7 protein-coding genes are annotated in these 12402 nt (G+C 62.8%); 5 read left to right on the top strand and 2 right to left on the bottom strand.

Annotated features, from left to right (window positions below; translation table 11 throughout):
• The first annotated feature begins 521 nt into the window (after nucleotides 1-521).
• The gene (locus EBMC1_RS17645; protein WP_003052837.1) at nucleotides 522-3488 is read left to right on the top strand and encodes a TonB-dependent receptor; all 2967 of its coding nucleotides are present in this window, start codon (nucleotides 522-524) and stop codon (nucleotides 3486-3488) included.
• Nucleotides 3489-3599: 111 nt separating this feature from the next.
• On the opposite strand, the gene EBMC1_RS18895 is transcribed toward EBMC1_RS17645, so the two are convergent.
• Nucleotides 3600-4985 (bottom strand): TonB-dependent receptor domain-containing protein, encoded by a 1386-nt coding sequence (locus EBMC1_RS18895; RefSeq protein WP_231292965.1) that lies wholly within the window; start codon nucleotides 4983-4985, stop codon nucleotides 3600-3602.
• A gap of 150 nt (nucleotides 4986-5135) precedes the next feature.
• Nucleotides 5136-6233 (bottom strand): TonB-dependent receptor, encoded by a 1098-nt coding sequence (locus EBMC1_RS18890; protein WP_231292964.1) that lies wholly within the window; start codon nucleotides 6231-6233, stop codon nucleotides 5136-5138.
• A gap of 358 nt (nucleotides 6234-6591) precedes the next feature.
• Here EBMC1_RS18890 and EBMC1_RS17635 point away from each other — a divergent pair, with 358 nt between their 5' ends.
• The 4 genes from EBMC1_RS17635 to EBMC1_RS17620 all read left to right on the top strand — a co-directional run bounded on the left by EBMC1_RS17635 (nucleotide 6592) and on the right by EBMC1_RS17620 (nucleotide 12381).
• Complete coding sequence (locus tag EBMC1_RS17635) at nucleotides 6592-6936, top strand: RidA family protein (RefSeq protein ID WP_003052835.1); 345 nt, start codon at nucleotides 6592-6594, stop codon at nucleotides 6934-6936.
• Nucleotides 6937-6983: 47 nt separating this feature from the next.
• Complete coding sequence (locus EBMC1_RS17630; RefSeq protein ID WP_003052833.1) at nucleotides 6984-7883, top strand: LysR family transcriptional regulator; 900 nt, start codon at nucleotides 6984-6986, stop codon at nucleotides 7881-7883.
• A gap of 122 nt (nucleotides 7884-8005) precedes the next feature.
• Nucleotides 8006-9262 (top strand): FAD-dependent oxidoreductase, encoded by a 1257-nt coding sequence (locus tag EBMC1_RS17625; RefSeq protein WP_003052831.1) that lies wholly within the window; start codon nucleotides 8006-8008, stop codon nucleotides 9260-9262.
• A gap of 50 nt (nucleotides 9263-9312) precedes the next feature.
• Nucleotides 9313-12381, top strand: coding sequence for a TonB-dependent receptor domain-containing protein (locus tag EBMC1_RS17620; RefSeq protein ID WP_003052829.1), 3069 nt, complete (start codon nucleotides 9313-9315; stop codon nucleotides 12379-12381).
• Nucleotides 12382-12402 lie beyond the last annotated feature (21 nt).

Raw genomic sequence — 12402 nt, 5'->3', positions numbered from 1 at the left:
TTCAATCAGCGTCCGCACCGCGGCGGCGACATGATCGGGAACCACCACCTTGCCGTCGGGTCCGATTTCGGTCGTGCTGCTCGTCATATCCCCGCTTTCACTGTTGCTTTCTTGCCGCACATTTCGGGACGATTGCCCCGATAAGCAAGAGCGTGCGCGCAAGTTTTTGTTCGGTCGCCGATGCTTTACGTTGCGGAATCCAACCCTTTTCCGATTGTGCAGAGCCGCAATTTCCTTTCGAATTTTCCCGCCAACAAGCCACTTGACGCTTTGGTAAAGTCAGCGCAGTTTTCAATCATTACAGAGTTCGCTCAAGCGGACCGTAATCCGGAGAGGCCGGCGTTTTCCCCGACGCCGGTGGGAGAGGACGATGACCAGCACCGCTGGCAGGTGGGATACTCACTGGCGCTTGGCCCCCGCGGCCCGGCGCCTTCTGGCATGCCCGGTCGAATCCCCTCCCCTGACCACAAATTGAATTTGGGCGAACCCGTGGACTGCGGGGTCGAAAAAGGGAGGAATAGATGAAGTTCAAGGCACTGATTGGAACGTCCGTCCTGGCCATGGCGGTGGCAACGCCGGCCCATGCGCAGAGCGGCGGCTCCAGCTCCGACCCCTATGGCGAAATCGTCGTCACCGCGCAGCGCCAGTCCGAACGTCTGCAAGACGTTCCGATTGCCGTCAGCGCCTTTTCGGCGGAAGCGTTGGAAAAGCAACAGATCGACAATGCGTCCGACCTTCAGCTGACGCTTCCCAATGTCACTTTCTCCAAGGGCAATTTTACCGGCTCGAGCTTCACGATCCGCGGCATCGGAGATTTGTGCGTCGGCTCAAGTTGCGACAGCGCCACAGCTATTCACGTCAATGGTTCCCCCCTGTTCGGCACCCGCATTTTCGAAACCGAATATTTTGATCTCGAGCGCATTGAGGTTCTTCGTGGTCCGCAAGGCACGCTCTTCGGTCGCAACGCCACGTCCGGTGTCGTGAATTTCGTCACGGCGAAGCCGAAAGTTGGGCAATTCCAGGCGAGTGCCGATGGCGAGTATGGCAATTTCGATGCCTGGAAGGTCAAGGGGATGGTCAATGTTCCCCTCGGCGACACGCTCGCGCTTCGGGCCGCGGGATTTTATTTGAAGCGCGGAGGCTATACCAAGAATCTGTTCGATGACAGCCATATCGACGGCCGCGAAATGTATGCGGTCCGCGGTTCGCTACGCTGGGAGCCCAGCCCCGATACCTCGCTCGACCTGATGGGCTATTATTTCCGAGAAAAGGATGACCGGCTGCGCATCCAGAAACAATTTTGCCAGCGCGACCCGACCGGCGTTCTCGGCTGCCTGAATAATCGCCGCGATGCCGAAAAGGTGAACGGCAACGCAACCTTCCCCAGTGTGCTGGGATCGCGCGAAGTGTTCGCGCTCAACGGCATCTCTCCCCTGCTCGGCCTCGGCACCGGCAGCCTCTATGGCGCGGACGCCAATGCCGGCGCTATCGAGCCGGCCGACGTCCGGACCGTCAATACCGATTTCACGCCGGAATATTTCACCGACGAAATTCAAGCACAGGCGCATTTCGAGCATAATTTCGGCGCGATCAAGCTGGGCCTGACCGGCATCTATCAGCGCACCCGCGTCGATTCACGGCAGGACTACAACCTCGACGTCGCCAATCGCGCGACGATCCAGCCGGGCCTCAACGCCTTGGCCTACCTCGCCGCCAACGGCATTCCGACGGGCGTTGCAAGTCCGGCCTTCATCCCGGGATCAGCGGCTTATTTCGCACCGATCGCCGCTGCATTGATCCCCGATGGCCCGACAGGCAAGCTATGCACGTCTAACACCAATCCGAATGGCTTGGGCGTATTCGGCGGCGATGGGGTGTGCGGCGACAACGCATTGGCGTTCGACCGCTCGGTCGGCAAGAATGAAAGCTGGTCAGGCGAAGCGATCATCAGCAGCGATTTCGACGGACCGTTCAACTTCCTGCTCGGCGGCATCTACGCGAGGTCGAAATCAACCAATGTCGACTATTATATCAACGCCTTCTCGATCGACTATTTTGCGAGCCTTTTCGGAACCTTCTCAGCTTTCGCCAACGGAAAGGATCCCTCCTATCTGGGATCTCCCTATTTCAAGAACCATAACGAAAGCCTGACGCTCAATTCCTACGGCCTGTTCGGCGAGGCTTATTTCGAAGCAAGCGATCGTCTGAAATTCACCGTCGGATTGCGCTACAACAACGACAAGAAGCACGACCTGTCCAATTCGACCCTGGCGTCGTTCCTCGTTCCTTACGGGACCACCGGCGACATCTTCAACTCGCCCGATTCGGCAGGTTATGACGCGGACGCCGGCGTCACCGGCCTGCCGGGCGCGCAAAGAATTCGCGACCGCACCCAGAAGTTCGACGAAGTGACGGGCCGCGCGGTGATCGACTTCAAGATTACCCCCGACAACCTCCTCTACGCCTCCTATTCGCGCGGCTATAAATCGGGCGGCATCAACCCGGCGCTGCAATTCAATGTCCCGGGCGTGACCGAAACATTCGCGCCGGAAATCATCGATGCCTTCGAGGTCGGTTCCAAAAATACCTTCGGAAACGGCGCGCTCCAGCTTAATCTCACCGGCTTTTATTACAAATATAAGGGCTTGCAATTGAGCCGCATCGTCGCGCGCACATCGGTCAACGACAATGTCAATGCAAATATCTACGGCTTCGAGGCCGAAGCTATGGTGCGCCCCGATCCCGACTGGCTCATCAATCTGGGCTTCAGCTATCTGAAGACTAAGGTTACCGACGATAAGCTGTTCGTGAACCAGCGTGACCCGTCAGGCGGCCTGCCCAATTCGGTCATCATCAAGGACATCACCCAAGCCTTCAATTGCGCAGTGGTGGCTAATGTCGGCGGCCAGGCTGCCGCCGATGGCTTCGTCACGGCGGTTAACAATGGTATCAACGCCTCGAAGGGCTTGACGGCGGCCAATGGACTGCGGGGACCGGAAGCCTTTCCGTCCGATGCAAACCTTGGGGCCGCCACCGGCGCCTTCAGCAGTTGCAATGCTCTTGAAGCCGCGGCTGCCGGCACGGGCGGCGCCATTACAGTCTACGGCGGCGGCGTGCCCGTGAGCATCAAGGGCAATGCGCTGCCGCAGGCGCCCAATTTCAAATTCTCCGCCGGTGTCCAGCACACGGTCAACTTCTCCAGCGGCATGACGCTCGTCCCGCGCCTCGACCTCACCTATACCGGCGAAAGCTATGGCAATATCTTCAACGGCCGGGTGAACAAGGTGAAGGGCTATGCCCAAGCCAATGCCCAACTCCAGCTCAACGGGCGTGACGACCGCTGGTATGTGCGCGGCTTCATCCAGAATATCTTCGATAATAATGCAACGACCGGCCTGTATCTGACCGATCAGTCGTCGGGGCTGTTCACCAACATCTTCACGCTCGAACCCCGCCGTTACGGCATCGGCGCCGGTGTGAAATTCTAAGATCCGGCGGCGGCAACGCCCGAAAAAGGACCCCGGCCTCTCGCATGAGAGGCCGGGGTTTTCTTTTGCCCGAATGGCCGATCCGGCGGCGCTTGGCGCCGCCGGGGCCGGTCAGAATTTGAAGCGGCCGGTGACGCCATAGGTGCGCGGCTGGCTGGGATAGCCCGACACGCTGCCCGCCTGCGCGACGGCGTTGAAGATCGTCGTCAGATATTGCGCATTGGTCAGGTTGCGGCCCCACACGCCCAGTTCGAAGCCGTTGGTCAGCGCGACGGTGAACGACGCGTTGAGCTGGTTGACTTCACGCTTCAGATTCTGCGCGACGCTGGCGGGGAAGCCCGACAGGCCGTCGACGATCTGCGTCGGGCTTTCATACTGATAGTCGACGTGCGCGATCGCCTTCGTCCCGCCCGCGAATTCATAGGTATAGGTACCGCCCATCGAAACCGACAGATCGGGGATGCCCGCGGGCTTCTTGCCCGACAGGTCACCGAACGCCGAGGCGACGAAGCTGTCGTACTTCGGATCGAGCCAGGTCACCGCCAGCGACAGGTTCAGCCCCTGCACCGGACGGACCGAACCGTCGAACTCGAGGCCCCAGGTCGACTGCTTGCCCGCGTTGGCGAGCGCGAAGCCGGTGCCGGTGAAGACGTTCGACTGGAAGCCCTTGATCGACTGCTTGAACACCGCAAGGTTCAAGGCCGCGACCGACCACTGTGCCTTCAGCCCGGCTTCGTACACCGTCGATTCCTCGGGCGCCGCAAAGCGGGTGCCCGACACCAGATTCGCGGTGCCGAGACCGCCTGCGATGATCGCCGGCAGGTCGCTGGCGAGCGGACGGCTGTCGCGCGACAGGTTGACCGAGCTTGCCTTGAAGCCCGTCGCATAGGTCGCATAGACGTTGACCGTGTCGGTCAGCTTATAGGCCAGACGCGCGCTGTAGCTGAAGTCGCCGTCGTTGGTCTTGCCGGGTTCGACGCTGTTCGGAACATTCAGGAAGGGCGGCAGGAACTGGAAATCCTTCAGCGGTTTCAGCGGGTTCGCCGCCGGGTTGTTCTGGTTTGCGTCGGCAATAGCCTGGACCTGCCCCGAGATTCCGGCAAAGGCAGTGGGATTTGCGCCCGCAAACGCCGCGATTTCTGCGGCAGTCGCCGGGCGTCCGAGGTTAAGGACATCGGGACCGCCGATCGTTTGAGCGAGGCCGCCCTGATAGATCAGCTGATTGCGGAACGGCGCATAGGCCGCTGCATCGAGGTCGATGCCCGAAAAGACGTCGGTGCTCGTCACGTCGGTCGTGAAGCGCTTCTTGTCCTTGGTGTAGTTGCCACCGAGGGTCAGCGTCAGGCGATCGGTCACGTCGAAATCCACCGTGCCGAAGATCGACCAAGCCGTGTTCTTCATGCCGTAATATTCGTCCATGCCGTCACCGGCGCGGAAGAAGGTGCCCACATATTTGGCCGGGTTGCCTTCGAGCGTGCCAAGCGTCCCTTCAAGCACCGGAACGCTCAGCGCCCCGCCGCTTGCCGCCTGGATCAGCGCATTGCCATAGGCGCGGAAATCGTCGCCGAAATAGATCTGGCTGTGCTGCTTGATCTTCTCGTTGAAATAATAGCCGCCGATCAGGAAGTTGATCGGGCCGTCGAAATCCTAGGCCAGACGCAGTTCCTGCGTGAAGGTGTTGATCGCGGTATCGTCCGACTTCTGCCCGATCAGGTCGGCGCTGGTGAAGTCCGAATCCTGGTTGGTGTTGGAGCGAACTTCGCGATAGGCGCTGATCGAGGTCAGCGACATGTTGCCGAGATCATAGTCGATCTGGCCCGAACCGCCGTAATTCTTGATCAGGTTCGACGACAGGAAGTTGTTGTAGACGCGATACGAAAAGGGATTGTTCGCATCGACGCTGGGGCCGCCCGCGAGGGCATTGGTGATCGCGACCGTCGGGCCGGCGATAACGTTGCCGGCGATGCAGCAATTCTCGTCGATCTTGTCATAATCGCCGATCAGGCGGATCGTCAGCGCCTCGGTCGGTTCGAACAGCAGCTGGCCGCGCACGCCCCAGCGGTTGCGATCGTTGACGTCGGTGTCGAGGTTGACGTCGCGGGCATAGCCGTCGCGGCGGTTGTAGTTGCCGCCGAGCGAGAAGGCGATCTTGTCGCTGATCGGACCGGTGATGTCGCCCTTGATGACGAAGGCATCATAATTGCCGTAGCTCGCCTCGACCGAACCGCCGAATTCATACTGCGGCTTCTGCGTGACGATGCTGATGACGCCTGCCGACGCATTCTTGCCGAACAGCGTCGACTGCGGACCGCGCAGCACTTCGATGCGCTCGACATTGGGAAGGTCGCCGATCTGGGCGGCCGAACGCGAACGATAGACGCCGTCGATGAAGACGCCGACCGAGGGTTCGATGCCCGGATTGTTCGCGCCGTTGCCGAAGCCGCGGATGATGAAGTTGGTGTTCGCGCTCGACTGGAGCTGCGACACGCGAAGGCTGGGGACCGCCGACTGCAGGTCGATAAGGTCGCGGATCTGCGCGTTCTGGATATCGGCGGCCGAGGTCACCGAAACGGCGATCGGCGTATCCTGAAGCGTCTGCGAGCGCTTGGTCGCGGTGACGATGATGTCATTGCCATAATCGGTGTCGCTTGCGGGCGCCTCGGCGGTGTCCTGAGCGAAAGCGATGGCGGGGGTGGTCGCGGCGCACAGCATCGTGGCGCCCAACAAAATGTTGCGCAAAGTCATGATAGTCTCTCTCTCCATACCGCCAGAGGTGACCCATCGGGCCTAAGGAGGGGATGCACTAGCGGTGACTGGTCGCTGTAATACGGCGGCGGGCCGCGTCAACGCCATCGCGGTGACAATGGCGGATTTTCCCGAAATTCGTGACCAAAAAGCAACAGTTTACGCTACGGCGACCGTTAAGGCACTCGGGGGACCGGACAAGTCGTCAGCAAAATTTTCCGCCGCAGCCGCCCGCGCTCGACGCCTTTCCGAAACTGAAATCTATAGCTCAAGGCTATGGATCACCCGCCGATCGGCGATATTTTGCTCAATGGTCTGCGCGTAGAAACCTGTCGCCACCAAACAGGAGAAGATCATCATGTCGGGACCGCCGCTTTCCCCTGCCCGCTGCGCCGGGTCGCTCGTCTTCACATCCGGACAGCTCGCGCGCGGCGACGACGGCAAGATCGTCGCCGGAGGAATCGAAGCGCAGGCCGAGCAGGCGCTCGCCAATCTGATCGCCGTGCTCGCCGCCGAAGGCTGCACCGCCGCCGATGTCGTCAAGGTGACGGCTTGGCTGACCGACGCGCGGTTCGGCGCCGCGTTCAACGCGGCCTATCGCCGCCATTTCGGCGCGCCCTTCCCTGCGCGCTCGACGGTGGTTTCGGCGTTGCTTGCCGACGGCGCCCTGATCGAGGTCGAGGCGATCGCGCAGCGCGCATGAGCGTAAAGGGCACTGGACCCCAGCTTTTGCGGGAGTACAGTCGCGGCATGCGCTTTCGCCAGATCGAAGTCTTTCACGCCGTCTATACGCACGGGTCGATCAGCGCCGCCGCGCGCGTGCTTGGCGTGTCGCAGCCTTCGGTATCGAAGACGCTGCGCCATGCCGAGGACGGTCTGGGCTTCTCGCTGTTCCAGCTCGCCCGCGGCCGCCTCGTCCCCACCGACGAGGCGCATGCGCTGATGCACGAGGCGGGCGATATTTTCGACCGCATCACCTCGCTCCAGCATACCGCGCGCAATCTGTCGCAAGCGGGCGGCGGGCATATCCGGCTCGGCATCGTGCCCAGCCTGGCGCTCGACGTCGTACCGCAGGCGATGGCCCAGTTCCGCCGCGAATGGCCGCGCGTGACCTTCGAGGTGCATACGCATCACCATGACGATCTGGTGCAATCGCTGATCGAGCGCGAAACCGACATCGCGATCGCCTATACGCCGCCGCGCCATCCGCGCCTGACGCGCTCGCTGCTGGCGGAAGGCGAGCTGGTCGTCTTCTTCCCCGACGGCGCCTTCGCCGATGCCGGCCCGCGCCTTGCACTCGACCAGCTGGCCCATCGCGACGTCATTGGCGTGGCGGCAACGGGGCCGATCGGCGACGTCCTCACCCGCGCGGCGCGCGATCGCGGCATTACCTATCGCGAATCGGTGTCGGTCCAGACCTTCTTCATCGCGGCGCGTCTGGCCCAGCTCGAGGGCGGCGTCACGGTGATCGACGAATTCACCGCGCGCGCCTGGCAATCGCCCGGCTATCGCTGGCTACCGACCGACCCGCCACTGGGGTTCACCGTCTCCTACGTCACGCTGGAGGACCGGCCGCCGTCGAAGATCGCGCGCCAGTTCCTGCGCACACTCGAAGACACGCTCGAGGGGATCCGTGCCGACCGCCCATAGCTTTTGGCTATGGATGTCACAAATGTTGCATATTTGCGCGGCGTGACCCTTCGATATTCTGCCCCGAGAGCAGGCGGCGGCATTTTCCCTTTCGCCCTGCCACAGGGGGATCGGGTTGATCGATGCGGGCCACGTTCGGACTGGACGAACCGCCGCAGACAAGGCGGCCGCAGGAGCTGATCGTGATCGGCGCCGGCGTCGTCGGCATGGCGACCGCGCTGACCCTTTCCGACCGCGGGCACCGCGTCACGCTCGTCGACGCGGCCGAGGGCCCGGGTCTTGGCACCTCCTTCGCCAATGGCGCGCAGTTGAGCTATGCCTATACCGACGCTTTTGCGAGCCCGTCGACCGTCGCGCAATTGCCACGGCTGTTGATGGGGCTGGACCCGGCCTTTCGCCTCTCGCCGTCGCTCGATCCCGATTTGCTGCGCTGGGGCATCGCCTTTCTGCGCAATGCCTCGGCGGGGCGGTTCCGCCGCAACACGCTGGCCGGCATGATGCTCGCCATCGAATCGCGCGCGGCGCTCGACCGGCTGACGCAGCGGCACGGCATCGAATTTGCGCGCAGCGCCCCCGGCAAGCTCATCCTCTATCGCAGCGCCAAAAGCTTTGCGGCGGCCGAGCGTGTCGCCGCGATGAAGGCCGAACATGGCGCGAGGCAAAGCCTGATCGACGCCAGCCAAGCGGTGGCGATCGAACCCGCGCTGGGCGCGATCCGGCCGGAAATCGCCGGCGCGGTGTTCGACCGCGGCGAGGAAGTGGGCGACCCCTATCGCTTCTGCAACGGCGCACGGGCTGTCTTGGCGGCGCATGGACAAAGCGCGAGCTGGTTCCGCACCGACATTGCCGCGATCGAGCCCGACGCGCGGCGCCCCGCGATCGTCGCGCGGGACGGTCGGCGGTTCGCCGCCGACCGGATCCTATTATGTTCGGGCACGGGATCGCTCGCGCTGGCGCGGAGCTTCGGCGTCCGCCTGCCGATCGTGCCGATGAAGGGCTATTCGATCACCGCCGGGCCGGGCGCGGCCGCGCCGACGGTCAGCATCACCGACGCTGCGAACCGGGTCGTTTTCGCCCGGCTGGGCAATCGCATGCGGATTGCCGGCCTCGCCGACCTGGCGCAGCGCGACGCCGCGGTCGATCCGCGGCGGCTCGCCACGTTGATCGCCAGCGCCCGCGCCGCGCTACCCGAAGCGGCGACCTATGACGCGATCGAATCGAGCTGGGCGGGGCTGCGGCCCATGACCCCCGATTCGCTTCCGATCACACGGCCGATCGCGCCGGGGGTGATCGCGAACACCGGGCACGGGGCGCTGGGCTGGACCTATGCCGCAGGGTCCGCCGCGCGCGTCGCCGCGCTTATCGATCGAGAGGATTAATACAAAAATACAACCGCTTATCTGCCAAATCTCAGGGAAGGGCCATTAGCATGAACAGGGGTCAAAAATTCATCAGCCTGATGGGCGGCATTTCGCTGCTCGCCAGTGCAACCGCCGCCATGGCGCAGGACCGCGCCGAACCCGAACCGCAAATCGCCGAGGATATCGAACAGGACTCGGGCGAAGCGATCGTGGTCACCGGATCGCAGATCAAGGGCGCCGACGTCGCGGGGGCGCTGCCGCTGACGTTGCTCAACGAACAGGATATCGACGCCATTGCCGCGACGAGCGGTGACGACCTGTTCCGCGCCATTCCGCAGGCGGGCGATGTCGCCTTCAACGAAAGCCGCGACGCCGGCGGCATCAACGACGCGCGCGGCGACGTCGCGTCGATCAACCTGCGCGCGCTGGGCACGGGCAACACGCTCGTCCTTCTCAACGGGCGCCGCATGGTGCTGCACCCCGGCACCCAGTCCGAAAATCTGGTTCCGGTGCAAAGCGTCAACACCAACACCATCCCGGTGACGGGGGTCCGCCGCGTCGAGGTTCTGCTCGACGGCGCCGCCGCCATCTATGGATCGGATGCGGTCGCCGGCGTCGTCAACACCGTGCTCAAGGACAATTTCAATGGGCTGCGCGTTACCGGCGAATATAGCCTGACCGACGACAGCGATCAGCGCGAATATGAACTGTCGTTCGAAGCGGGCCACACGTTCAATGACGGCCGCACCAACATTTCGCTGTTCGGGTCGTTCAACCACCGCGACCCGCTTTATGCGCGCGAACGCTACAACTCGCGCTCGTCGGACCTGCGCCCGCTGCTCGTCGGGACGGCGTTCGAGGGCGACACCGATTTCCGCAACACATCGGTCGATACCATCTGGGGCGAATTCCAGCGTCTGACGAACAGTTACGCCCCCTCGACCACGACGGCGCGCATCGACGGCGTCGCGCTGACGACCAGCGGCATCTTCCATGTCCAGCCCGACACCAACGACGGCTGCATCGCGCCGACCCAATATGCCGGCACCTGCTGGGACAACAGCTCGCTATCGACAATCTCGAGCGACGAAAATCTGAGGTACGACACCAACTATCTGCGCACGATTCTGGGACGCAACAATCGCTTCAACCTGTTCGGCTTCCTGAATCATGAATTTGATTCGGGGCTGGAATTCTATGCCGAGGCAGGCTGGTATCATTCGGATTATCGCGCCTACCGCGATACCGAAACCAACCTGTCGAGCCAGCGGCTGATCATCCCCGCCAACGGCTATTGGAACCCCTTCGGTCCGGTCGGCAGCCCGAACCGGATTCCGGGTCTGACCGGCGTGTCCGATGCCGGGGTGCCGATCGAACTGATCGACTATCGCCCGGTCGATGCCGGCCCGACGATCGTCAACGTCAAGAACGACACCACCCGCTTCCTCGGCGGGCTGCGCGGCAAGCTGCTCGGCTTCGATTTCGACACCGCGGCGCTTTACTCGCGCGCCCGGACCAAGGACAGCATGCACACGATTTCGATGACGCTGTTCGAAGAAGCGCTGAGCCGTACCGATGCGACCGCCTATAACCCGTTCAACGGCGGCGATCCGCTCAATCCCGGCACGCTCGATTCCTCGCCCAATCCGCAGGAGGTGATCGACAGCTTCATGGTCGATATCGGCCGCATCAGCACGACCGAGCTTTACCTCGCCGATTTCAAGCTCAGCAAGAACGACCTGTTCGAACTGCCGGGCGGCCGGGTCGGGATGGCGACCGGCGTCGAATTCCGTCACGAAACCTTTGCGGACGATCGCGACGACCGGCTCGACGGCACGATCTTCTACGTCGCGCCCGACGGTTCGTCGAACGGCAGCGACGCGATGGGCGCAAGCCCGACCCCCGACAGCAGCGGGTCGCGCGATGTGCTGTCGGCCTTCCTCGAATTTGCGGTGCCGCTGGTCTCGCCCGAGATGAATGTGCCGCTGGTCCATGCACTGGACCTGCAACTTGCGGGCCGCGCCGAATCCTATCAGGGCTTCGGATCGGTCGCGAAGCCGAAGATCGCCTTGTCCTGGTATCCGGTGCGCAACTTCCAGCTGCGCGGCAGCTGGTCCGAAAGCTTCCGCGCGCCGAACCTGCCGCAATTGTTCGAAAATGGTATCCAGCGGTCAAACACGCGCACCGACTGGATCCGCTGCGAGGCAGACCTGCGCGCGGCGCGCATCGCCAATTTCGACGAGTGCGGTCAGGCACAGGGCATCGTCAGCAACCGGTCGGGCAGCAAGGAGCTGAAACCCGAAACGGCTCAAAACCTGTCGGTCGGCGGGACTTTCCAGATGAATTTCGGCGCGGCGGGTCGTTTGACGCTGACCACCGACTATTGGGAAATCCGGCAAAAGCAGGTCATCGGCCTGTTCGGCGACTCCAATGCACTCATCCTAGACTATTTGCTCCGTCTGCAGGGTTCGTCGAACCCCAATGTTCAGCGCGCCGATCCGACGCCCGCCGACATCGACGACTTCGACGGCACCGGAATCGCACCGGTCGGCGACGTGATCCAGGTGATCGACAATTACACCAACCTCAGCCCGCGCCGCGTCCGCGGCATCGACTTCGGCCTCTATTATCAGGTGCGCAACACCGGCATCGGCGACATCAGCCTGCGCGTCAACGCGGCGCGCCTGCTCGAATTCTATCAGGTGCCGGGCGACATGCAGCAGATGCTGCTCGACGCCCAGACGTCGGGCGATATCGATCCGACGATCATCATCTCGGGCGCCGAAAGCCTAGTCGAACAGAATGGCCGTCCGAAGTGGCGCGGATCGGCCAGCCTGACCTGGCGCTACAAGGGCTGGGGCGCCGGCTGGTACGGCAGCTATGTCGGCCCGGTGAACGACACCTCGGCGGCGCTGGCCGACGGCACGCTGTTCCGCGTCAAGGATTACATGTCGCACAGCCTCTATGTGCAATATGAGGCCGAGAAGGGCCCGCTCAAGGATACGCGCTTCCGCATCGGGGTGCGCAACCTGTTCAACGAGCTCGCGCCGCTCGCCGATCAGAGCTTCGGCTATATCGGCGATCTGTACAGCAACCGCGGCCGTCAGTTCTACGCTTCGATCAGCAAGCGTTTCTGACCGCCGCCGGGTCGCCGGGAC

Source organism: Sphingopyxis sp. MC1, from assembly GCF_000371385.1.
GTDB lineage: Bacteria > Pseudomonadota > Alphaproteobacteria > Sphingomonadales > Sphingomonadaceae > Sphingopyxis > Sphingopyxis terrae.
The sequence above is the reverse complement of the archived record's forward strand: the minus strand, read 5'-3'. Positions and strand labels throughout refer to the sequence as shown.